A 23,921-nucleotide genomic window follows, 5' to 3' on the forward strand; every position below is an offset into this window, starting at 1 on the left:
CGGCGTCCGGCGCGGTCCCGGGCCGGCCGGCGTCAGTTGTCATCGTCATCGACGGGCTGTTCCTTGTAGGACTCGGTCCAGATACCGGCCTTCCGCTCGGCCTCGAGTTCGGCGCGCGCAGCGGCCTTGGCATCCTTGCGGTCCTGATACTCCTCGCGCTTCTGGGCGCGGGTGGGCCGGATGAATTCCTCCAGCCGCAGGTCGGTGCCGCGCGGCGAGGCAAGCAGTTCGGCGCCGCCCATCATGGTCGGCTCCCAGTCGAAGACCACTCCGTCCTCGCCGCCAATGACCACGGTGTCCCCGGGCTTGGCACCGGCCTTGAACAGGCCGTCCTCAACACCGAGCTTGGCCAGGCGGTCGGCCAGGTAGCCCACGGCTTCGTCATTGTTGAAGTCCGTCTGCTTGACCCAGCGCTCCGGCTTGTCCCCGAGGACCCGGAAGAGCGGCTGCAGTGCTTTCTCCTCGCGGCGGATGGTGAAACCGGTCTCGTTGACCGCACGCGGGCGCAGGACCGCCGGCTTGACCTTCGGCGGAGCGGTCTTGACGGCCTCGCGGGCGGCCTCGACGATTTCGGCCATGGCGAAGCCCAGCTCGCGCAGGCCCTCGCGCGTCATCGCGGAAACCTCGAAGACGCGGTAGCCTCGCTTCTCCAGTTCGGGGCGGACAAACTCGGCCATGTCCCGACCGTCGGGCATGTCCACCTTGTTCAGCACCACCAGCCGGGGACGCTCATTCAGCGGGACCACTTCCCCGTCCACGCCCGCATAGCTCATGTCCACCGCATACTTGTCCAGCTCGGCCTCGATGATCTCCAGGTCCGCGACTGGGTTGCGCTCCGATTCCAGCGCGGCGCAGTCGAGCACATGCACCAAGGCGGCGCAGCGCTCCACATGGCGCAGGAAGTTGTGGCCCAGGCCCTTGCCCTCGCTGGCACCTTCGATGAGTCCGGGCACGTCGGCAATGGTGAACCGCGTATCCCCGGCCTGCACCACGCCCAGGTTCGGCACCAGGGTGGTGAACGGATAGTCGGCGATCTTCGGCCTGGCCGCGGACATCGCAGCGATCAGGCTGGACTTGCCCGCGGACGGGAACCCGACCAGGGCGATATCGGCAATCGACTTCAGCTCCAGCACGATGTCCCGGGCGTCCCCCGGGATCCCCAGCAGCGCGAAACCCGGTGCCTTGCGTTTGGCCGAGGACAGTGCGGCATTGCCCAGCCCGCCCTGGCCGCCGCCGGCGGCCACATACTCGGCGCCCTCGCCGACCAGGTCCGCCAGCACCTCGCCGTCGGGACTCTTGACCACCGTGCCATCGGGCACCGGCAGCACCAGCGTCTCGCCGTTGCGGCCGTCGCGCCAGTCCCCCATCCCGGGGCCGCCGTTGGTGGCATGGCGGTGCGGGGCATGGTGGTAGTCCAGCAGCGTGGTGGTCTGGTAGTCCACGCGCAGGATTACGTCCCCGCCGTTGCCACCGTTGCCGCCGTCCGGGCCGCCGAGGGGCTTGAACTTTTCGCGCTTGACGGAGACACACCCGTGGCCACCCGTCCCGCCGGATACATGCAGAACTACCCGGTCAACGAATGTTGCCACGATTATCTCCTTGGTACTGGGACAGGCATCAACGACAGATGCCCACCCGTGATTTTAGTCTGGTTAAACAGCAGTGAGGCGGACCGATGGCCCGCCTCACCACACAGCTTGGTCGGCTGCAGATTACTCGGCAGCTGCTGCCGCGACGATGTTCACCACGCGGCGGCCACGGCGGGTGCCGAATTCGACGGCGCCGGCCTCGAGGGCGAAGAGCGTGTCATCCTTGCCGCGGCCAACATTGGCGCCCGGGTGGAAGTGGGTGCCGCGCTGGCGGACGATGATCTCGCCGGATTTGACGACCTGGCCGCCGTAGCGCTTGACGCCCAGGAACTGTGCGTTGGAATCGCGGCCATTGCGAGTGGAGCTCGCACCCTTCTTATGTGCCATTGGCTTTGCCTACCTTTTTGTCTTGGAAAACTTCTCGGGAACCTGCAGCGCAATTAAGCGATGGAGGTGACCTTGACCTTGGTCAGTTCAGAACGGTGACCCTGGCGCTTCTTGTAGCCGGTCTTGTTCTTGTACTTCTGAATGACGATCTTCGGGCCGCGCAGATTCTCGATGATCTCGGCGGTCACGGTGACCTTGGACAGGGCATCAGCCTGGGAGGTGACCTTGTCGCCGTCGACCAGGAGCAGTGCGGGCAGCTCAATGGTGCTGCCGGCTCCACCGGCGACGCGGTCCAGGGTCACGAAGTCTCCAACGGAAACCTTTTCTTGGCGGCCGCCGGCGCGGACAATCGCGTACACCACTTGGGAACTCACTTCTCTCGACGTCTAGTACATTTCTGCGCTTCGATACGCGGGCGGCAGCTCCGCCCGTTCAGCGCTGTGCAGTCACGCCTACGAGATATTCCCTTCGAAGGCGGTCGCACCGAAGATCCAGCCTACGCCATGGCGGCTAATTCCCGCAAATGGCGCGGCCCGGGGCGGTGCACCGCACCGCAGGATCCACATCCGGTCCGAGGAACCGTCCCACCCGAGGCGGAACCGGCCCCAAGGCCGCAACAAGCTTACCCGCCCTGGACACGGGACCGGGCATAGACACGCGGGGCATCGAAGAAATCCAGCTCATAGCGGCAGGACTGCTCGAACGCGGTGCGCATCCGCAGCCGGCCCGCTTCCGATTCCGCGGCGGCCGCAGCATCCATGATGGCCACTGCCTGCCTGGACGCTTCGGCAAAAGCCTCATCCGCATAGGTCCGCAGCCAGGCGCCGTACGGATGGCCGTCCGCGGGGCCGCCGGAATGCTGGGCGGACAGCTGCTCCCCCACGTGGGCATAAAGCCAGTAGCAAGGGATGACGGCGGCCACCAGTTCGCCGTAGCTGCCGCCGCCGGCGATGGCCTGCAGATGGTCCACGTACTGCTTGGTGACCGGGCCGAACTCGCCGGACACGCCGCGCCCGGACAGCCAGCTGCGGTGCAGCTCCGCTTCGACCTCCAGGCACTGGTGGGCGCCCTTGGCCCAGAACAGCTGTTCCGCCTCGGTGGGCGCGAGGGCGCTGGCCCGGGCCAGCACGCGGGAGTAGCCGTTGAGGTACCGGGCGTCCTGGGCGAGGTAGTAGCCGAAGTCGTCTTCGTCCAGTGTCCCGGCCGACAGTTCCTGGATGAACGGCAGCGCCATAATCGCCTCACGCACCCCGGCGGTTAGCCCCCACAGCCGGGAACTGAAGGCCTGGCCGCTGGCCGGCTGCAGATGGTGGAAATGGTGGATGGGTCCGTGGCCGCGGCCCACCTCCAGTTCGTCCGAGCGTTCCAAGGCCCCGGTCAGCCAGTGCTTGACCCGGCGGAGGCTTTCGGGCCAGTCCAGCGTACGGGCCTGGACCGTGGCCATGGCCGCCGAAAGCGAGCAGCCCGTACCGTGGGTGTTCGCCGTGTCCACCCGGTGCGAGAACAGTTCCAGCAGGTCCTGGCCGGGGCCCGCAGCGGCGTCCACCAGGGCGTCGGGGCTGTCCGCTCCCTGGAGGTGTCCGCCCTTGACCAGCACCTTCAGCCCGTAGCGGCGGGACAGCTCCCGCCCCTGGGCCAAGGCCTGGGCCCAATCGGCCGCGACCGGCGCATCCAGCAGGACGGCCAGCTCGGGCAGGTTGGGGGTGACCAGGTGCACCAGCGGCAGCAGTCCGCGCAGGGCGTCCTCGGCCTCGGGCCGCAGCAGCCGGTCATTGCTCGTGGCGACCATCACCGGATCGAGCACCACGACCGGCGGCCGCACCTGCTCCAGCCACTCCTTGACCACCTGGACGACCACGGCGTCCCCCAGCATGCCGATCTTCACCGCGTCGATGACGACGTCGTCGCTGACCGCCTGCAGCTGCTCGCGCAGGAAGTCCGCCGGCGGGGTATGGACGGACCGGACGCCGCAGGTGTTCTGCGCCACCAGGGCGGTGACAACGGCCATGCCGTAGCCGCCGTGTGCGGCGATGCTCTTGAGGTCCGCCTGGATGCCTGCGCCGCCGGTGGGGTCCGTACCCGCGATGCTGAGCACCCGGGGCACGGCCCGCGCCACGGAGCCGGCGGCGCGCTCCGCTGCCTGCTCGCCCGCCCTGTCCGGCGAAACAGTTTCCGGACCCAGCTGCTGTGCCTGCTGCATCAGTTCCACTGCGCCACCAGCTTCCGTGCCGCGGCAGCCGGGTCGCCTGCTGCGCAGATGGCAGAGACGACGGCGATGCCGGCCGCACCGGCCGCCTTCAGGCCGGCGGCATCCGCCGCCGTAATGCCGCCGATGGCCACGCAAGGCAGCGGCGCGGCCGCCGCTGCGGCCGCGAAGCCAGCCACCCCCAGCGGCTCCGGATGGTCCGGTTTGGTCGAGGTGGGATGGACGGCCCCCACACCGAGATAGTCCACGGTGCCGGCGGCGAAGCCCGCGGCCTCGCGCAGCTGAACTCCGGTCGCGGCGCTCAGCCCGACAATGGCTTCCGGTCCGGCCAGCTGCCGCACCAGCTCCGGCGGCAGGTCCGACTGGCCGATATGCACGCCGTCCACCGCCAGGCCGGCTGCCCGTGCCGCCAGATAAACGTCCACCCGGTCGTTGAGCAGCACCGGTACGCGCCCGGCGGCAGCATCGGCCACCGAAGCCAGCAGCGCCAGCAGCTCCCGGGCCGTGGCATGCTTGTCCCGCACCTGCACGCAGGTGACGCCGCCGTCGATTGCCTGTGCCACCACCGCCGCAGTGCCGCGGTCCCCACACAACCGGGTATCCGTCACCAGGTACAGGGGAAGGTAGGAAGCCGGGTCCCGCCGGGCCATCAGAGCGCTCCCTGCTGCTGCAGAGCCGCCGGTGCCAGGGCCTGAAGCCGCAGTGCGGCCGCGACGTCCCCGGGTGCTACGGCGGCCAGTTCATCCAGCAGCGCCACCGCGAAGCTGCCCGGGCCGGAGGCCAGCCGGGCCGCGCGCTCGGCGGCCACAGTGTAGGTGCCGGTGGCCGCCGCGGCGGCCAGGACGGCGTCGGGGGTCACCGCCAGGAACGCGGCCATCACCGCGCCCAGCGCGCAGCCGCCGCCGGTAACCCGGGTCAAGAGCACATGGCCATTGGCAATGCCGACGCCGGTGCCGTCCGCCCCGAAGACCAGATCACGTGCGCCGGAGACCGCCACTGCAGCACCCGTGGCGGTTGCGAGCGAACGCGCAGCGGCCTCCGCCGCCGCGGGTGTGTCGGTCGAATCCACTCCCCGGCCGCCCGTGCCTGCACCGGCCAGGGCCATGATTTCTGAGGCATTGCCGCGGATAATGGCCGGGCCCAGATCCGCCAGCGTGCGCGCCGCCGCGGTGCGCACGGACAATGCACCGACGGCCACCGGATCCAGCACCCACGGGGTTCCGGCAGCCCGGGCCGCTTCCGCGGCCTCAACCATGGCCGCGCGCTGGGACTGCGTGGGCGTGCCCAGGTTGACCAGCACCCCGGAGGCCACCGGGGCGAATTCCGCGGCCTCGCCGGGAATATCCACCATGGCCGGGGCGGCACCGAGAGCCAGCAGGACATTGGCGGTGAAGTTCGTCACCACCGCATTGGTGAGGCACTGGATAAGAGGCTGCTGCGTCCGCACGGCCGAAAGCAGGTGGGCACAGTCTTCTGGTGTGTAGCGAATAGCCATCCGCGACATCCCTTCGCTAGTCCGAACTAGATCAGGTTCGACGGGTATTCATCTCAGCTGCGCCCGGTGGGCCAGCACCCCGTGTCACTCGTTTCACCCTATAACAAAGGCCCGGGGCCGCCGCATTGTTGCGGCGGCCCCGGGCCTTGCCTGTCTTGCCTGCCCGGCAGGCGGCGGGCCTAGAGCTCGGAGGCCGGAACCCCGACGCCGAGGATGATCGGACCGGACTTGGCTGCCTCGGCCTGCGGCTTCCCTCCGCCGGACTCCTGGGCAGAAGCCTGGCCGGCGGCCCGGCCGGGCGCCTGGGCGGTGAAGGAGTGCGCGGCAGCTTCCTGCCCGGTTTCCGGGCCGTCACTGGCCTGCTCGACGGCGCTCTCGTTGGCAGCGCCCTGGGCGCGGCTGGCCGAACGATGCCGGCGGCCGCGGCGGCGGCCGGTGCGCAACGCTGCCTCGTCGTCGCCCTCGGCAGCACCGGTACCGGCATGCGGCTCCGCCACCACGGGGGCCGGGGCCACCCGGTTGAAGGCTTCGGTCAGGCTCTCCAGGGTCAGGGCCGGTTCCTCCACAACCGCCGCCGGCAAGTGCTCGGCCCGCGGCAGTGCCACCTTTTCGCCATTAATGGTCAGGACCGGCGACCCGGGTTCGACGACGTGTTCCTGGCCGGCAGGTTCCGGAACCTGGGCGACGGCATGGTCCTCGGCCTCGTGGGCCGCATGGGCCGCTGCGGCGATGTTCGCCAGCGCGGCCCGGGCCTTGGCCTGGCGCTCGGCGTCGTCCTGGTGCGCCCCGGCGGCCGGCTGCTCCTGGACCTGCGGCTGGCTCTGGCCCCGGGTGCGCCGCTTCTCGCTGCGCGACGGCTTCTCCGGGCGGGCCTGCTGCTTTTCCACCCGTGCCTGCACGTGATGCTGGTGCTCGGCCACCACGGCGGCCCGGCGGTGCTCCAGCGGCTCCTCATGCGTGATCACACCGCGGCCGGCGCAGTGCTCGCACTGCTCGCCGAAGACCTCCAGCAGGCCGGTGCCCATACGCTTGCGGGTCATCTGGACCAGGCCCAGCGAGGTTACCTCGGCCACCTGGTGCTTGGTCCGGTCCCGGCCCAGGCACTCGACCAGGCGGCGGAGCACCAGGTCGCGGTTGGACTCCAGCACCATGTCGATGAAGTCGATCACGATGATGCCGCCGATATCGCGCAGCCGCAGCTGGCGGACCACTTCCTCGGCAGCCTCAAGGTTGTTCTTGGTGACGGTCTCCTCGAGGTTTCCGCCGGAGCCGGTGAACTTTCCGGTGTTGACATCGACCACGGTCATGGCTTCGGTGCGGTCGATCACCAGCGAGCCGCCGGAAGGCAGGAAGACCTTGCGCTCGAGCGCCTTGTAGATCTGCTCGTCGATCCGGTTGGCCGCGAAGATATCCTCCTCGGCAGTCCATTTTTCCAGCCGGTCCACCAGGTCCGGGGCCACGTAGGTCACATAGGCCTCGATGGTGTCCCAGGCCTCGTCGCCGGAGACGATCAGCTTGGAGAAGTCCTCATTGAACACATCGCGCACGACCTTGATGGTCAGGTCCGGCTCGGCATAGAGCAGCTCCGGCGGCAGCGTCTTGCTGTCGGTGGCCCGGGCCTCGATCCCCTCCCACTGGGCGCGCAGGCGGTTGATGTCATTCATCAACTCTTCCTCGCTGGCGCCCTCGGCGGCGGTACGCACAATCACCCCGGCGCCGTCCGGCACATGCTCCTTGAGGATCTTCTTCAGCCGGTTCCGCTCCACGTCCGGCAGCTTCCGGGAAATACCCGTCATCGAACCGCCCGGGACGTAGACCAGGAAGCGGCCGGGCAGCGAGATCTGGCTCGTCAGCCGCGCGCCCTTATGGCCCACCGGGTCCTTGGTCACCTGGACCAGCACCGAGTCGCCGGACTTCAGGGCCAGTTCGATGCGCCGGGGCTGTCCGTCCAGGTGGGCGGCATCCCAATTGACCTCGCCGGCATACAGCACGGCGTTGCGGCCGCGGCCGATATCGACGAAGGCGGCCTCCATGCTGGGCAGCACGTTCTGGACCTTGCCCAGGTAGACATTGCCGATCAGCGAATCCTGCTGGGTCTTGGAAACGAAATGCTCGGCCAGCACGCCGTCTTCGAGCACGCCGATCTGGATCCGTTCGTCACGCTGACGCACCACCATCTGGCGGTCCACCGATTCGCGGCGGGCCAGGAACTCGGCCTCGGTGATCACCTGCCGGCGGCGGCCGGACTCCCGGGATTCACGCCGGCGCTGCCGCTTGGCCTCCAGCCGGGTGGATCCCTTGACCGAGGCAACCCGGCCGGCCGGTGCGGTCTCGGTGGACTGGCGCGGCGCGCGGACCCGGGTGACGGTGTTGGGCGGATCGGTCTCCAGCCCGCCGGTCAATTCCAGGTCCTGGTCGCCACGGCGGCGCCGGCGGCGGCGGCGCGAGGTCACGCCGTCGGCAGCCTCGGCTTGGTCGACGGCGCCCCCTTCCGCGGGCTCCTCAGCCTCGGCGGCCTCGGTTTCGGCGGATTCACCGCGGCCGCGGCTCCGGCTGCGGCGGCTGCGCCGGCCGCGGCGGCTGCCGGACTGCTCGTCGTCGTCTTCGTTCTCGTCTTCGGGTTCCTCCTCCTCGGCGGCGCGGGTGGCGGCAATCACGGAAAGATCCGGGGCGTGGAAGAGCAGGGAAACCGGCGAGTCAGGCACCATGAACGGCGAGGGAACGGCGGTGTCCTGCCCGGCAGTGTCCTGGGCCGGGGGCGTTGCGGTGTCCTCCGGCTGGGCTGCCACCGGTTCCTGGGCGGCCGGTTCGGCCTCCGGAGTTGCGGCCGCTTCAGCCGCCGTGTCCGGAGCCGCGGGCTCGACGGCGGCTGACTCGACGGCCGCAGCTGGCTCCGCGCCGGCTGCCGGCACCTCGGCTGTCGGCTTCTGGGCTGCCGGCGCTGCCACGGCGGCATCGACCGGCTCGGCGGCGGGGCCGGCCTCCTCGACGGCGGCTTCGGGGACGGGCTTGGCCGCGGCCTTGCGGCGGCGGGGCGCCCGCGCCTTCGGAGCGGTTTCCTTGGCCTCCCCGGCTTCCGGCGCAGGTTCGGCCTGGGCAGGGGCGGTTTCGTCCGGCTGCCCGGCAGCTTCGGCCGCCGCGGGTGCTTCTTCGGCCGCCGGAGCGGCCGCCTTGCGCGTGCGGCGTGTCCTGGGCTTGGCCGCAGCGGCCTCTGCCGGCGGTGCGGCTTGCTCTACAACGTCGGTGCCCGGGATTGCGGTCTGGACGGGCCCGGCGCTTTCGGCCGGCTCGGCAGCCTTTTTGCGGCGCGTACGGACTGGCTTCGTGGCGGGAGCTTCCCCGTCTTCGGGTGCTGCCAGGTTCAACTGTTCATTATCCATTTATCACTGCGCTCCAGCCCTTGCAGCGCCTGCCACATCCCGGCGCCCTCGGGGGCAAGTAGCCGGTTATCCTTCGGGCCCTGCGGCCACCCGTCACCGGAAGTCGTTTTGGTATCACCCGGGCTCGCACCATCAGTGGGGCGCGGCACACCCGGGAGACCAGCGGCTCTTCCCTACTACCGCATATATTCTCTTCATCGGTAGGTTGCCAAGCGGATTCTCCGTACGCCCATCCGGGTGATGGGCACCGTATCGAGAAGCATCGCCGACAACGCTGGAAGCCTGTCGCTGGACCGGCAATGGAATGTGGATCCACTACCAGCCAAGACCCATTCTCTCACAAGTGGCCGTTTTTGCTTATCCTTTGCAACTTTTTCGGGCGATAGAATCATGGCAATCAACCGACAATGAGCAGGAGACCGGTGAACCACAACACTCAGACCCAGGAATCTGCCGCGGAGCCTGCCGAAGACCGCGGGGTTGAGGCCAAGCACCTTCGCCGGATCCCGTTCGCCTGGCTGCTGCTGGTGACCGGAGCGGTGGGCTGGGTGATGTCCTTCATCCTCGTGCTGGAACGGCTTGAGGTGTACAAGAACCCCGCCCACGTGACCAGCTGCGACATCAGCCCCTGGATATCCTGCGGCGCCGTCTTCCAGCACTGGCAGGCCTCCCTGTTCGGATTCCCGAACCCGATCATCGGCATCGTGGCATTCGCCGTGCCGATCACCACGGCGATGGCCATGTTTGCCGGGGCGCAGTTCCGCCGCTGGTACTGGATCGGGCTGCAGACCGGTGTGACCCTCGGGTTCATCTTCGTCGTCTGGCTGTGGAGCCAGGCCCTCTTCGACATCTATATCCTGTGCCTGTACTGCATGGGAGTCTGGGCCATGATGATCCCGATGTTCGTCCAGCTGACGGCCCGGAACCTGGCGCACGGAGTCATCCCGGCCCCCGCCGGCGTCGTCCGGTTCGTCTCCAACTGGTCCTGGACCATTACGGCGCTGCTCTGGGTCGCGACGGCGGCCAGCGTCTTCTTCCGCTTCCTCGGCGCCTTCATCGGAGCCTAGGAACCGGACGCCGTACGGTAACGGCCGGGGCCGCATCCACTGGATGCGGCCCCGGCCCTTTTCAGTCCTGCCGGCTGGTCCGCGGCTTTAGGCGAACCAAATGCCGATCTCACGCTCGGCGGATTCGGGCGAATCCGAGCCGTGCACCAGGTTCTGCTGCACCTTCAGTCCCCAGTCCCGGCCGAAGTCGCCGCGGATGGTGCCCGGGGCGGCGGTGGTGGGTTCCGTGGTGCCAGCCAGCGACCGGAAGCCCTCGATAACGCGCTGGCCCTCGAAGACCGCGGCTGCCACCGGCCCGCTGAGCATGAATTCCACGAGCGGCTCGTAGAACGGCTTGCCAACGTGCTCTTCGTAGTGGCGCTCCAGCAGCTCACGGGTGGCGTTGACCAGCTTCAGCTCCACCAGCTTGTAGCCCTTGGCCTCCACCCGCGAAAGAATCGTGCCGGTCAGGCCGCGTGCCACGCCGTCCGGCTTGATCAGGACAAGTGTGCGCTCATCGCTCACGTAGTTACTCCTCTGGGTTCGTCAGTTCTTGCAGAGTGGGGCGCTCCCACGGTGTCCGCTTCGCCCGTTTACTCTAATCGTTCTCGGGATTGTTGCGCTCCCATTCCGCCTGGGCGGCGTCGCGCTCCTTGTTCTCCCGGTCGATCCGCGCCCCGGTCACCACGCCGTACCACCAGGTGAGGGCGAACAGGGCACCGACCACAAACATCATCGGCACCGCGAAGCCGGTGGCGATAATCACCAACTGCAGCACCCAGCCGAGCTTGTAGCCCAGGGGCCGGCCCAGCAGCGCGCAGCAACCGATCAGCAACAGGGACAGGACGATGCCCGCCCCCAGCACCAGCGGCTGCGGGATAGTGTCCTTGAGCAGCCCAAATGCCACCAGCGTGCCGAAGAACACCACAAAGGCTTCCAGCGACAGGACGGTCGAGGCGAAGGTCACCTTGATGGACCGCCGCTTCTTGGGCATGTCCGGGCGCCATTCGCGCTGGGCTTTGGTCAGTCGTGCCATGGCCTACTTTCCAGTCGTTCCGGGCGTGCCCGGCGTTCCGAGCAGGATGCGGGCGTCCGCCACCAAGGTGATGGAGCCGGTGATCAGCACGCCGCCGGCCAGGTCATTGTTGGCCTCGGCCTGCTCCACCGCCCAGACCACCGCATCATCCAGCTTTGGTTCGATATGCACGGCGTCGGCGGGGAACCCGGCAGCCACCGCGTCCTCGGCCAGCCGTTCCGGATCAACCGCCCGCGGCGAGTTGGAGGCGGTGACACAGATTTCCTGTACCAGGTCGCCGAACTGTGTGCGCAGTGCCTCGAGCACCGCCACCGAGTCCTTCTCCTGCAGGATGCCCACCACGGGGACAAGCTTGCTGAAGTTGAAGGCTTCCGTGACCGCTTGGGCGGTCACCCGCATACCGTCCGGGTTGTGGGCGGCATCGACGATGATCGTCGGTGCGGTGCGGAGCACCTCGATACGCCCGGGCGAGGTGACGGTGCGGAAGGCCTCGCGCAGGACCTCGACATCCAGCGGCTTCTCGCCGCCACCCAGGAACGCCTCCAGTGCAGCCACCGCCACGGCAGCGTTCTCGGCTTGGTGTGCGCCGAAGAGCGGCAGCAGCAGGTCCTCGTAGCGCCCCGCCAGCCCGGAGATCGTCAACTGCTGGCCGCCGACGGCCAGCAGCCGGGACTCCGCCCCGAACTCCACGCCTTCGAAGCGGAAGGGCACGTGCACCTCCCGGGCCTTCTCCAGCAGCACCTGCGCGGCCTCCACCGGCTGGGCGGCACTGACCAGGAAGCCACCGGGCTTGATAATCCCGGCCTTCTCGTAGGCGATCTCCTCCACCGATTCGCCGAGCAGGTCGGTGTGGTCCAACGAGATGGGCGTGATGACGGCGACCTGTCCATCGATCACATTCGTGGCATCGGTGATGCCACCGAGCCCCACCTCCACCACAGCCACTTCCACCGGCTCGTCCGCGAAGATGGCGATAGCCAGGATGGTCATGCACTCGAAGTAGGTCAGCCTTGGTTCGCTAACGGCATTCAGCTCCTGGTCGACGATCTCCAGGTAGGGACGGATTTCGTCCCAGTTCCGTACAAACGTCTCATCCGCGACCGGCTCGCCGTCGATGCTGATCCGTTCGGTCACCTTGGTCAGGTGCGGGCTGGTGTACCGCCCGGTACGCAGGCCGTGCGCGCGCAGGCCGGCGTCGATCATCCGGGCGGTGGAGGTCTTGCCGTTGGTTCCGGTGATGTGGATGCTGGCAAAGGCCTTGTTGGGCTCGCCAAGGATCTCCATGGCCCGGAGCATCGGTTCCATCCGGGGCTCGATCTTGTTTTCCGGTGCGCGGCTCAACAGCTCCGCGTAGACGCTTTCGACGCCGAACTCATCGCTCATGTGCTGCCCCTCACGCCTCTACTTTTTCGACGGTTACCTGCTGGCCGCCGTCGGCTGCCACCAGCACCAGGTCCACGGTCAGCGTCTCCCCGGAGACCAGCTCGCGGTAGGCGTTGACTGCGTCCAGCACGGACTGGCCGGCGCTGACGGTGGTGCGGATCCTGTCGCTGACCACCAGGTCGGCGTCCTTGCGGGCCTGCTGGATGGCGCGGACCATGTCGCGCGCCACGCCTTCGGCCTCAAGGTCCGCAGTCACCTCGGTGTTCAGCACCACGAAACCCCCACCGGGCAGCATGGCCACGGAGGCGGAGCCGCTCCCCTCGCTCGAGACGACGGTTTCCAGCGTGTACTCCTGCGGTTCGAGCGCCAGCCCGCCGGCGGTGACGTTGCCGGCTTCGTCCGCCGACCAGTCACCGGACTTGGCCGCCTTGATGGTCGCCTGCACGTTCTTGCCCAGCCGCGGACCGGCGGCGCGGGCATTGACCACCAGCCTCTGCTCGATGCCGAACTCCTCGGGCGAGGCAGTGCCGGCTTCGACCAGGCGGACGGACTTGATGTTCAGCTCATCCTTGATGATCTCCTCGTAACCGCCGGCCAGCTCCCCGGCAAGGGGGGAGACGACGGTGAGTTCGGAGAGCGGCAGCCGCACGCGCAGGTTCGCAGCCTTGCGCAGGCTCGAGCCCACGGAGCAGACCCGGCGGGTGGCCTCCATGCGCTGAACCAGTTCCTCCATCACCGGGAAGGCTGCGGCGTCGGGCCAGTCGGTCAGATGCACCGAACGTCCGCCGGTCAGGCCGCGCCAGATCTCCTCGGTGACCAGCGGGAGCAGCGACGCGGCGGTCCGGCAGACCGCCTCGAGGCAGGTGTACAGCACGTCAAAGGCGTCGGCATCCTCGTCGAAGAAGCGCTGGCGGCTGCGGCGGACGTACCAGTTGGTGAGCGTGTCCAGGTATTCGCGCAGGGCGTCGCAGGCGCCGCTGACATCGTAGCTGTCCAGGCTGGCGGTCATGCTGCGGATGACATCGCCGGTGTTGGCCAGGATGTACTGGTCCAGCGAGTCCAGCGACGCAATCCGCGCCTCGTCGCCGAGCACGGAGGTGGCCTCGTAGCCGTCGCCGTTGTTGGCCGTGTTGGTGTACAGCTTGAAGAAGTGCCACACGTTCCACAACGGCAGCATCACCTGGCGGACACCGTCGCGGATGCCCTGTTCGGTGACAATCAGGTTGCCGCCGCGCAGGATGGGCGAGGACATCAGGAACCAGCGCATCGCATCGGAACCGTCCCGGTCCAGCACCTCGGAGACATCCGGGTAGTTCCGCAGGCTCTTGGACATCTTCTGCCCGTCCGAGCCGAGCACGATGCCGTGGCTGATCACATTGCGGAACGCCGGCCGGTCGAACAGCGCGGTGGCCAGGATGTGCAGCGTGTAGAACCAGCCGCGGGTCTGGCCAATGTATTCGACGATGAAGTCGCCCGGGAAGTGGTGCTCGAACCAGTCCTGGTTCTCGTGCGGGTAATGCACCTGGGCATAGGGCATGGACCCGGAATCGAACCAGACATCGAGCACGTCCGGCACGCGGCGCATGGTCGACCGGCCGGTCGGATCGTCCGGATTGGGCCGGGTGAGGTCGTCGATGTAGGGCCGGTGCAGGTCCGGCTCGCCTGCCTCGTTGACCGGCAGCCGGCCGAAGTCCGCCTCCAGCTCGGCCAGCGAACCGTAGACGTCCTGGCGCGGATAGTCCGGATTGTCCGATTCCCAGACCGGGATCGGGCTGCCCCAGTACCGGTTGCGGCTGATGGACCAGTCCCGGGCGTTCTCCAGCCATTTGCCGAACTGGCCGTCCTTGACGTTTTCCGGGATCCAGTTGATCTGCTGGTTCAGCTCGACCATCCGGTCCTTGATCTTGGTGACCTCCACGTACCACGAGGAGATCGCCCGGTAGATCAGCGGCGTGCGGCAGCGCCAGCAGTGCGGGTAGCTGTGCTCGTAGCTGGCCTGCCGGAGCAGGCGGCCCTCGGCCTTGAGCACGCGGGTGATCGGCTTATTGGCCTCGAAGACCTGCAGGCCGGGGATCTCCGCCAGCGGACCTTCGGCAAAGGTGGAGAGGAACTTGGCCCCCTCATCCACCGAAACAATCACCGGGATGCCGTAGGCCTCGCAGATCCGCTGGTCGTCCTCGCCGAAAGCCGGCGCCTGATGCACCAGGCCGGTACCGTCCGTGGTGGTGACATAGTCCGCCACCAGGATCCGCCAGGCGTTCTGCGTCTGCCACTTTTCGGTGTCTGCGTAGTAGTCCCAGAGCGGCTGGTAGTGCAGGCCTTCGAGCTGCTTGCCGGTGTAGGTGGCGGTGACCGCCGCGGCCGCGGCAGTGGCGTCGTCGTACCCCAGGTCCTTGGCATAGGTACCCAGCAGATCCTGCGCGAGCAGGAACTTCCCGCCCTGGGCTGCGGTCCCGTTCGGGCCCGCCGGGACGACGGCGTAGGCGATCTCCGGCCCGACGGCGAGCGCCATGTTGGTCGGCAGGGTCCAGGGCGTAGTGGTCCAGGCCAAGGCATTGACGCCCGCCAGCTCCCGGCCGGTTTCGCTGTCCCCGGCCAGGATCGGGAAGGTGACCGTGACGGTCTGGTCCTGCCGGTTCTTGTAGACGTCGTCGTCCATGCGCAGCTCGTGGTTGGACAGCGGAGTCTCGTCCTTCCAGCAATAGGGCAGGACGCGGTAGCCGTTGTAGGTCAGGCCTTTGGCGTGCAGCTGCTTGAAGGCCCAGATCACCGACTCCATGTACTCGACGTTGAGCGTCTTGTAGTCGTTCTCGAAGTCCACCCAGCGGGCCTGGCGGGTGACGTAGGCTTCCCATTCCTTGGTGTAGCGCAGCACGGATTCACGGCTGGCGGCGTTGAACTTATCGATGCCCATGGCCTCGATCTGCTGCTTGTCCGTCATGCCCAGCTGTTTCATGGCTTCCAGCTCGGCGGGCAGGCCGTGGGTGTCCCAGCCGAAGCGGCGCTCGACGCGCTTGCCGCGCTGGGTCTGGTAGCGGCCCACAATGTCCTTGACATAGCCGGTGAGCAGGTGGCCGTAGTGCGGCAGCCCGTTGGCGAAGGGCGGGCCGTCATAGAAGACGAACTCGCTGGAGCCGTTCTCCCCGGGATCGCGCTGGTCGATGGAGGCCTGGAAGGTGCCGTCCTCGTCCCAGTACTTCAAGACCAGTTCCTCGATCTCGGGGAACTTCGGAGAGCTCTGGGCGGCGGCCTCACCGGCGGTGGTGGCCTTGGGGTAGATCTGTGGCATGTGCGTCATCCTGGAAAGACAAGCTGCTGGGCAAGGGCGGGTACTTCCTGCGAGGACGTGCCCTGCGCCGGCTGCCTGCAGCTCATCGCTGCGGCCGGCCGGTGCGGAACCCGCGGTACCACCTCACTTGCCGCCCGCCGTCGTCCCCGTTGCCGGGGGCTGCCAGGGACAGCCACTCATTCGCTGCTGTAACGGGCATACCCGTCCGGTTCTACTGAGCTTGCGCCGTTCTTCCGGAAGCTCCCCGGTGATAGCCGGATCTGTGCTTATCCATCCAGTTTAGGACCAGAGAGCTTTCGGTGTCGAAACCGCCTCGGACTCTTCCAAGGTCCGGGTCCCGGACCCGCGCGCCTCCGGCCGGTCCGCGCCGATGGCGGCAGCAGACGCAGCGGTGTGCCAGTAGCGGTTTCGTCGGCGGCGCCTGCGTGGATCCACGCAGGCCGGCGGGATGAACCACGGTACACCGTCCTCGACCACGATGTCCCAGTCCCCCTCGTCGATCAGGTCATGGTGGAAGATACAGAGGAGGCAGCCGTTGGAAGCCTTGGTCTTCCCGCCCCGCCACCAGGGGACGATGTGGTGGGCTTCGGTCCAGACGGCGGGCATGGTACAGCCGGGGAACGCGCAGCCCCTATCCCGCGCCACCAGTGCCCGGCGGATTGCCGGCGGAAAAAAACGGTTCGCGCGGCCCACATCGAGGACTTCACCGGATGAGCCCAGCACCACCGGGATGATGTCCGCATCGCAGGCCAGCTTCCGCACCGTCCTGGGATTGACCGGCGCACCGAAGACCGGATATGCGGCTCCGGCTACTTCTCCGGCTAATTCCCGGTAACCGATCGTGACCATCACCTGCGCCTTGTGACCGCCGGTGGCCGGCAGTTTGTCCGCTGCGAGCGCGATCCGGCACCCGGCGACCAGTCCGGCCAGCCGCTTTTGCGCAAAGGACCGCGGGTCCGGCTCCGGCTCGTCGAGGCAGCCGTCCGGCGACACCGCCAAAGAATCCGGTCCGGCTGACTGACCATCCGCAATGGTCAACGGGATGCCCGGTCCGGCTGACGAGGCGGTACCGTTACCATCGGTCGGATTCCCGGGGAGGAGCCGCGGATTCGTGGCAGAATTCATGACCGTCTGCAACGTCTGGAACTGGGCGTCGTCCGCTGCCAGGGTCAAGTAGTGCAGCCCGCCGCGGCGGCCGCGGTAGAAAACCCCCTGCTTAGCCTGCAGGGCCGCTTCCGAGGGTGCCGTTCCGTCCTGGTCCGCCGCTGCTTCCCACATGGCGGCGACCTGGGCCAGCACATCCTGGCTGTCCTCCATGGCCTGGGCCACCAGTGCCTGCTCCATCGGCGCAACCGCTTCCAGTCCGGCTGCCGGGCGCACCCGGGCCACCGAGCCGACGATAAGCGCCGCAGCCCGTGCTGACACCTTCCCCTCGGCCAGGGCCTCTCCAAGCACGGGCAACGCCACCGTGCCCTGCTCCCCGGTGGGCAGCCGTCTCGCCAGCACTGCCTGGCCGGTCCTGATCCGGCATTTGGCCTCGCCCACCGTGATCCGCAGCCTGCTGGCCAGATACTCCGCGTTGGTGCGGAACGACGTGCCCCGCTTGGCTTTGCCGTTCCTAGCAGTCGTGGCGGGACGAGCGAAGGTATCGGCCGGGTCGGCCCATTTAGCCTCACCGGTCACCGCTCCCACGGTCACTGTGGCGTCGCTGGGCGCCGCATCCGCGGCAGCGACCGACTCCGCCCCGAACAGGTCGTCCCGCTCGCCCACACGGGCAACATCCGCATGCTCCACCGCCCACGCCCCGGCCACTTGGAAGTAGCCCACAACACGTGAGATCTGCTCGACCGACGCCACCACTGCTGCGATCCGGCCGGGTGGGAGGTGGCCCATTTCCGTGACGAATGATTCGGACACAGCGGTGATCTCGGCGCATATCCGGTTCAGGGATGCGAGCGCCGCATCAGGATCCAGTGCCGAGATGGTCATGACCCCAGCCTATTTCGAAGATAGATTCGAATCGATGGGGGCAAGGCCGTCTGCGGATAAGCAGCGCGGCGCGGGGCGCTGTGTAGGACGAGTCGGGCCGCAGCCCGGCAGGAGAACCGCTCCGCGGCCGGCTGCCGGGGCCGCCAAGATGTGCTGCTAAGCCCTAGCGGCGGATGACCTTGTGCGCGGCAGCCTGGGCCACCGGGCGGATGACGATCTGGTCCAGGTTCACATGGTGGGGCAGGTTCAGCGAATAGGCCACCACATCGGCCACATCCTCGGCCAGCAGCGGCTTCTCCACGCCCGCATAGACTTCGTCCGCAGCCTCCTTGTCCCCGCCCAGCCGGTTCAGCGAGAATTCCTCGGTGTGGACCAGTCCGGGGGCGATTTCGATGACACGCACGTTGTGCTCGGCTTCCTCCAGCCGCAGCGTGCCGGCCATCGAATGCTCGGCGAACTTGGCTGCGACGTAGCCGCCGCCGCCCTCATAAGGCACCAGTCCCGCAGTGGAGGTCAGCAGCACCACCGATCCCTCGCCGTTTTCCCGCAGCGCCGGCAGGAAGCCCTGGATCATCCGCAGGGTGCCGAGCACGTTGACGTCGTACATCTTCTCCCAGTCGGCAAGCTTGCCGTCCTGGATGGAATCGACCCCGAAAGCGCCCCCGGCAATATTGACCACTGCGTCCACTCCCCCGCCGGCGAGCACCTCGTCCACCAGGCCGGAAACGGCGTCGGAATCCGTCACATCGACGGTGAAGGGCACCGCACCGGTCTCATCGGCCAACTGCTGGAGCAGTTGCTCGCGGCGGGCAACGGCGGCGACCTCCCATCCGCTTTTGCGCAGCGCCCGCACGGTGGCGGCGCCGATGCCTGAACTCGCTCCGGTAACTACTGCTCGCTTGGTCATGGATCCCAGCCTAACGTTCCCGGTTACTGTCCGGGGCCGCTCTCCAGGCGCTCCCGCAGATAGTCGCGCAGCACCACCGCGTGGTTGTGCTGCAGGTCCTTGGCGGCATATAGCAGCGTGAGGGTGCCGTGTTCGCCGGCCAGGTCCAGCGCCTGTGCCACGGCCTCCGAGTGGTCCAGTTCCGCGCGGTACGCCTGGGTGAAGGACTCGAACCTGTCCGGCATATGGCCGAATTCGGTGCGCAGCTGTGCCGAGGGGGCAATCTCCTTGAGCCAGAGGTCCAGCCGGGCAGCTTCCTTGGTCACTCCGCGCGGCCACAGCCTGTCCACCAGGATGCGGCAGCCGTCCTGGGCCACGGGCTCGTCGTAGATGCGCTTGGTCCGAATGTCCGGCATGACCCGCATCGTACGCCATGATGCCAGCTGCCCGTCCACGGGCGTTTGCCCCGCGTTGGGCGAGTCGCCATGAGTGCGTCCAACCCCAGTGGCCTGCAGCTGGTTAATCGTTTACTCCGGTCCGCGAGGGTGCATTTGGCGGGCCTGAACCGTCCGCCAAACCACTCGACCGGAGGTTCATCGTGCAATCGATCACCAAACAGTCCACATCCCCCTCTGCCCGGCCTGCCCGCCTGACCGCCAGCACCCTGGCGCTGATCTTCGGCGGCACTCTGCTGGCGCCGGCCGCTATCGCAGTGCCCGACCGCGGCCCCGCCGACACCGGTTGGGCCGCAACGGCCTACCGCGGCCACGTCGATGTCGTCGAAGGGCCGGACAGCGACCAGCACACCATCGACGGCGTCGTCTTCGACGACACGAACAAGAACTCGAAACAAGACCGCCAGGAGCGCGGCCTGGCCGGGGTGACCGTGTCCAACGGACGCGACGTCACCACTACGGACAGCCGCGGCCGGTACGAACTGCCGGCATTCGACAACATGACCGTCTTCGCCACCCAGCCCCGCGGCTACCAGGTGCCGGTCGACGAGGACAACGTCGCCCAGTTCTTCTACCACCACCTGCCCGAGGGCTCGCCGGAACTGCGCCACGGCGGCATCGCCCCCACCGGCGCACTGCCGCAGGCCGTGAACTTCCCGCTGGCCAAGAGCAAGCTGACCCAGTCGCCCGAGCAGCACTGCCTGATCGGCGGCGATGTCCAGACCTACAACCAGGACGAGGTCGAATACGCCCGCGCCGGCGCCTTCGCCGACCTGGCCGCCCGCGACGACTACGCCGGCTGCGGCGCCCTGTTCATCGGCGACGTCGTCGGCGATGACCTGTCGCTGTACCCGCAGACCCGGGAACTGGCCGGAATGCTCAACGGCCCGGCCCGCTTCCTGCCCGGCAACCACGACCTGGACTTCGACGCGGTCGACAGCGAACACACCTTTGATACGTTCCGGGCCAAGCTGGGCCCGGAATACTACTCCTACGACGCAGGGAAGGCGCACGTCGTCGCGCTGAACACCGTCGAGTACCCGGCCAAGCAGCCGGCCGCCAAGGGCGACTACACCGGCTCGCTGGACGAAAAGCAGCTCGAATGGCTGCGCAACGACATCGCCCGGGTGCCGAAGAACCAGCTGATCGTCCTGGCCGCGCACATCCCGCTGCTGGACTACGCCGACCAGGGCAGCTCCAAGCACCAGGTGGCGCAGGTCAAGGAGATCTACGAGATCCTCGAGGGCCGCAAGGTCGTGGCCCTGGGCGGACACACCCACAGCATCGAGAACCTGCGCCAAGGCGACTCGCTGGCCGGCTGGTCCAACCTCTTCGGCGTCGACGGCCTGCCCTTCACGCACATCACCGCCGGCGCGATCTCCGGCGACTGGTACTCCGGCCAGGACCTCGCCGCAGGCTACCCGCTCGCCGTACAGCGCGACGGCGGCCTGCCGGGCGTGCTGACCCTGGACATCAAGAACACCGAGTTCAAGGAGCGTTTCAACGTCCGCGGCGAAGATGACTCGCTGCAAATGGCCCTAGGCCTGAACACGCCCCGGTACCGTACCTGGTATGCCGAGAACGTGGCTAGGAAGGGTTCCGCCCCCAAATTCCCCGATCCGCTCGTGGTCTCCCAGGCCGACCTCGCCGAGACCACCTGGCTGACGACCAACTTCTGGATGGGCAGTACCGGTTCCACCGTCAAGGTCACCCTCGACGGCGAAACCACCGAGGCAGTCCGCACCCAGCAGATGCGGGGCGAGGGCCAGTTCGTCGGCGCCGAGTGGTCCGACCCGGCGGCCGTGCAGGAGCAGTTGGTCCACGGCGGCAGCCTGGCCGACCGCTCGATGCACCTGTGGCGGCTGGAGCTGCCCGCCGGCCTCGCCGTCGGCGAGCACACCGCCAAGGTCACCGCTACCGATGTCCATGGCCGCGAGTTCACCGAAACCCTGACCTTCCGGGTCGCGGAGTAGTCCCACCGCTGTAGCCGCATCCAGACGGAACCGTTTTGATGGTGCCGGTGCCTGCCCAGCCGACCAGACTCGGGCGGGTGCCGGCACCGCGCGTCCGGCCGGAGGGCCGATGCGATCCCGGCCGGTGCTGCATGAAAGAATGACCCTTATGGCAGAACATGATCCGGGCACAGACACGCCCGTTACCGTAAACGTTCCCGACAAACCCGCTTTGGAGGGCCTCGAGGACATCCACTCCAAGCGCTGGCGGGAGCAAGGCACCTACGCCTTCGATCCGGACACCATCCGCAGCGAGGTCTACTCGATCGACACTCCCCCGCCCACCGCTTCCGGCTCGCTGCATGTGGGCCACATGTTCTCCTACACCCAGACCGACGTCCTGGCCCGCTATCAGCGCATGCAGGGCAAGAACGTGTTCTACCCGATGGGCTGGGACGACAATGGCCTGCCCACCGAACGCCGGGTGCAGAACTACTACGGCGTGCGCTGCGATCCGTCCGTGGCATACGACCCCGGCTACCGTCCGCCGGCCACGCCGGCGAAGAACCAGCGCGATTTCGACGTCGTTTCGCGCCGCAACTTCATCGAACTCTGCGAGGAACTGGCCTCGGAAGACGAAAAGGTCTTCGAGAACCTGTTCACTACCCTGGGCCTGTCGGTGGACTGGAATCTGACCTACCGGACCATCGACGACGCCTCACGCGCCGTGTCCCAGCGCGCGTTCCTGGCCAATCTGTCCGCCGGGGACGCGTACCTGGCCGAAGCCCCGACGCTGTGGGATGTCACCTTCCGCACCGCCGTCGCACAGGCCGAGCTGGAAGACCGCGAAATGCCGGGCGCCTACTACCGCTACGGCTTCAACACCCCCGACGGCGGCAAGGTCTACATCGAGACCACCCGGCCGGAACTGCTGCCCGCCTGTGTGGCGCTGGTGGCGCACCCCGACGACGAACGGTACCAGCCGCTGTTCGGCACCAAGGTCACTTCGCCGCTGTTCGGCGTCGAGGTGGAGGTCAAGGCGCACCCGCTCGCCAAGCCCGACAAGGGCGCCGGCATCGCCATGGTGTGTACGTTCGGCGACCTGACCGACGTGACCTGGTGGCGCGAGCTGCAGCTGCCCACCCGCGCCATCGTGGGCCGCGACGGCCGCATCATTGCCGAGACCCCCGAGTGGATCACCAGCGACGAGGGCCAGGCGAACTACGCCGAACTCGCCGGCAAGACGGTCTTTTCCGCCAAGGAAAAGGTGGTGGAGCTACTCGGTGCCGCCGGCGAGCTGGACGGCGCACCGAAGACCATGATGCACCCGGTCAACTTCTACGAGAAGGGTGACAAGCCGCTGGAGGTCGTCACCTCCCGCCAGTGGTACATCCGCAACGGCGGCCGCGACGAGGAACGCCGGAACCGGCTGATCGGCCGCGGCCGGGAGATCGAGTTCCATCCCTCATTCATGCGTTCGCGCTATGAGAACTGGATCGAAGGCCTCAACGGCGACTGGCTGATTTCCCGCCAGCGCTTCTTCGGTGTGCCGATTCCGGTCTGGTATCCGCTGGATGCTGCCGGCGAGCCGGACTACGAGCACCCGATCCTGCCGACCGACCAGATGCTGCCGGTGGACCCGGCCGCCGAGCCGGCACCGGGCTACGACGAGGCCCGGCGCGGCGTGCCCGGTGGATTCATGGGCGACGCCGATGTACTCGACACCTGGGCCACGTCCTCGCTGACCCCGCAGATCGTGGGCCGGTGGAGCCGCGACCAGGAATTCTTCGGCAAGGTCTTCCCCTTCGACCTGAGGCCGCAGGGCCACGACATCATCAGGACCTGGCTGTTCTCCTCGGCAGTCCGGGCCGATGCGCTGCAGGACTGCGCCCCGTGGAAGCATGCGGCGATCTCGGGCTGGATCCTGGATCCGGACCGTAAGAAGATGTCCAAGTCCAAGGGCAACGTAGTGGTTCCCACCGACGTCCTGGAACAGTTCGGCTCGGATGCCGTGCGCTACTGGGCGGCCTCGGCGAAGCTGGGCGCGGATACCGCCTACGAGGTGGCGCAGATGAAGATCGGCCGCCGCCTGGCCATCAAGCTGCTGAACGCGTCCAAGTTCGTGCTCAACCTGGGCGCCACCGAGGCCTCGGTGATCACGGGCGACGCCGCAGTGGTGACCAACGCACTGGACCTGTCCCTGCTCGGACAGCTGGCCGACGTGGTCGAGCAGTCCACGGCGGCCTTCGAGAACTACGACTACGCACGCGCCCTGCAGATCAGCGAGTCATTCTTCTGGTCCTTTACGGACAACTATGTGGAACTGGTCAAGGACCGTGCCTATGGTGCGGCCGGCGAGGCCGAGCAGGCTTCAGTGCTGGCCACCCTGGCCACCACGCTGGACACGCTGCTGCGGCTGTTCGCCCCGTTCCTGCCGTTCGCAACGGAGGAGGTCTGGAGCTGGTGGCGAGCCGGTTCGGTGCACCGCACGCCATGGCCGACGGCCGGGGCGCTGGCCGGGATCGCGGCGACGGCGGACAAGGACCTGCTGGGCACCGTGGGCCTGGCCCTCGGCGGGATCCGCAAGGCCAAGTCCGAGGCAAAGGTCAAACAGCGCACCGAGGTGCTCTCCGCCGTCGTCACGGCACCGGCGGCCCAGATCGCGCAGCTGCGGGCCGGCGAAGGCGACCTGAAGGCGGCCGGCAACGCCCGGGCGCTTTCGTTCGAGGAGTCCGACGGCGAGCTGACGGTCAAAAGCGTCGAACTCGCGCCCGCCGAAGCGTAGCCGGCCCGGAGGCCCGGGCAGACAGGTACCGCCCGGGCCTCCA

The 23,921-nt window shown here is 67.9% G+C and carries 17 protein-coding genes and 1 riboswitch; of the genes, 3 read left to right on the forward strand and 14 right to left on the reverse strand.

From position 1 onward, the window contains the following. Window positions 1-32: 32 nt before the first annotated feature. The 7 genes from obgE to LVY72_RS21140 all read right to left on the reverse strand — a co-directional run bounded on the left by obgE (window position 33) and on the right by LVY72_RS21140 (window position 9,057). The gene (gene obgE / locus LVY72_RS21110) at window positions 33-1,589 is read right to left on the reverse strand and encodes a GTPase ObgE (RefSeq protein ID WP_237826212.1); all 1,557 of its coding nucleotides are present in this window, start codon (window positions 1,587-1,589) and stop codon (window positions 33-35) included. 123 nt (window positions 1,590-1,712) lie between these two features. Then, the gene (gene rpmA / locus LVY72_RS21115; RefSeq protein ID WP_237826217.1) at window positions 1,713-1,976 is read right to left on the reverse strand and encodes a 50S ribosomal protein L27; all 264 of its coding nucleotides are present in this window, start codon (window positions 1,974-1,976) and stop codon (window positions 1,713-1,715) included. A 53-nt stretch (window positions 1,977-2,029) separates the two neighbouring features. Further along, a complete protein-coding gene (gene rplU / locus LVY72_RS21120; RefSeq protein ID WP_237826277.1) occupies window positions 2,030-2,338 on the reverse strand; it encodes a 50S ribosomal protein L21 in 309 nt (102 codons plus the stop codon). 260 nt (window positions 2,339-2,598) lie between these two features. Then, on the reverse strand, window positions 2,599-4,176 hold the full coding sequence (gene thiD, locus LVY72_RS21125; protein ID WP_237826280.1) for a bifunctional hydroxymethylpyrimidine kinase/phosphomethylpyrimidine kinase: 1,578 nt from the start codon (window positions 4,174-4,176) through the stop codon (window positions 2,599-2,601). Further along, the gene (gene thiE, locus LVY72_RS21130) at window positions 4,176-4,832 is read right to left on the reverse strand and encodes a thiamine phosphate synthase (RefSeq protein WP_237826219.1); all 657 of its coding nucleotides are present in this window, start codon (window positions 4,830-4,832) and stop codon (window positions 4,176-4,178) included. Before thiE ends, thiD begins: the two co-directional genes overlap by 1 nt. Next, the gene (gene thiM / locus LVY72_RS21135) at window positions 4,832-5,677 is read right to left on the reverse strand and encodes a hydroxyethylthiazole kinase (protein WP_372463745.1); all 846 of its coding nucleotides are present in this window, start codon (window positions 5,675-5,677) and stop codon (window positions 4,832-4,834) included. Before thiM ends, thiE begins: the two co-directional genes overlap by 1 nt. Then, window positions 5,669-5,769, reverse strand: a riboswitch (TPP riboswitch). It overlaps the preceding gene by 9 nt. An 87-nt stretch (window positions 5,770-5,856) precedes the next feature. Further along, window positions 5,857-9,057, reverse strand: a complete 3,201-nt coding sequence (locus LVY72_RS21140; RefSeq protein ID WP_237826221.1) for an Rne/Rng family ribonuclease — start codon at window positions 9,055-9,057, stop codon at window positions 5,857-5,859. A gap of 407 nt (window positions 9,058-9,464) precedes the next feature. On the opposite strand from LVY72_RS21140, the gene LVY72_RS21145 reads away from it, so the two are divergent. Further along, window positions 9,465-10,124, forward strand: a complete 660-nt coding sequence (locus LVY72_RS21145) for a vitamin K epoxide reductase family protein (RefSeq protein ID WP_372463746.1) — start codon at window positions 9,465-9,467, stop codon at window positions 10,122-10,124. An 87-nt stretch (window positions 10,125-10,211) separates the two neighbouring features. On the opposite strand, the gene ndk is transcribed toward LVY72_RS21145, so the two are convergent. The 7 genes from ndk to LVY72_RS21180 form a co-directional block, all read right to left on the reverse strand. Next, window positions 10,212-10,628: a nucleoside-diphosphate kinase gene (gene ndk / locus LVY72_RS21150; RefSeq protein ID WP_237826223.1), complete on the reverse strand. Its 417-nt coding sequence runs from the start codon at window positions 10,626-10,628 to the stop codon at window positions 10,212-10,214. A 73-nt stretch (window positions 10,629-10,701) separates the two neighbouring features. Next, window positions 10,702-11,139, reverse strand: coding sequence for a DUF4233 domain-containing protein (locus tag LVY72_RS21155; protein ID WP_237826224.1), 438 nt, complete (start codon window positions 11,137-11,139; stop codon window positions 10,702-10,704). Window positions 11,140-11,142: 3 nt separating this feature from the next. Continuing rightward, complete coding sequence (locus LVY72_RS21160; protein ID WP_237826226.1) at window positions 11,143-12,522, reverse strand: bifunctional folylpolyglutamate synthase/dihydrofolate synthase; 1,380 nt, start codon at window positions 12,520-12,522, stop codon at window positions 11,143-11,145. Between the two features lie 10 nt (window positions 12,523-12,532). Beyond that, on the reverse strand, window positions 12,533-15,811 hold the full coding sequence (ileS, locus tag LVY72_RS21165; RefSeq protein ID WP_372463747.1) for an isoleucine--tRNA ligase: 3,279 nt from the start codon (window positions 15,809-15,811) through the stop codon (window positions 12,533-12,535). A gap of 279 nt (window positions 15,812-16,090) precedes the next feature. Continuing rightward, entirely contained in the window at window positions 16,091-17,800 is a 1,710-nt protein-coding gene (locus tag LVY72_RS21170; protein ID WP_237826231.1) for an HNH endonuclease, read from the reverse strand. Between the two features lie 163 nt (window positions 17,801-17,963). Continuing rightward, window positions 17,964-18,707, reverse strand: a complete 744-nt coding sequence (locus LVY72_RS21175; protein ID WP_237826232.1) for an SDR family oxidoreductase — start codon at window positions 18,705-18,707, stop codon at window positions 17,964-17,966. A gap of 23 nt (window positions 18,708-18,730) precedes the next feature. After that, window positions 18,731-19,102 (reverse strand): DUF488 domain-containing protein, encoded by a 372-nt coding sequence (locus tag LVY72_RS21180; protein ID WP_237826234.1) that lies wholly within the window; start codon window positions 19,100-19,102, stop codon window positions 18,731-18,733. A 182-nt stretch (window positions 19,103-19,284) separates the two neighbouring features. On the opposite strand from LVY72_RS21180, the gene LVY72_RS21185 reads away from it, so the two are divergent. Both LVY72_RS21185 and valS read left to right on the forward strand, forming a co-directional pair. Continuing rightward, window positions 19,285-21,114, forward strand: a complete 1,830-nt coding sequence (locus LVY72_RS21185; protein WP_237826235.1) for a calcineurin-like phosphoesterase C-terminal domain-containing protein — start codon at window positions 19,285-19,287, stop codon at window positions 21,112-21,114. A 148-nt stretch (window positions 21,115-21,262) separates the two neighbouring features. Further along, window positions 21,263-23,878 (forward strand): valine--tRNA ligase, encoded by a 2,616-nt coding sequence (gene valS / locus LVY72_RS21190; RefSeq protein WP_237826236.1) that lies wholly within the window; start codon window positions 21,263-21,265, stop codon window positions 23,876-23,878. Window positions 23,879-23,921 lie beyond the last annotated feature (43 nt).

The organism is Arthrobacter hankyongi (genome assembly GCF_022012395.1).
Taxonomy (GTDB): domain Bacteria; phylum Actinomycetota; class Actinomycetes; order Actinomycetales; family Micrococcaceae; genus Crystallibacter; species Crystallibacter hankyongi.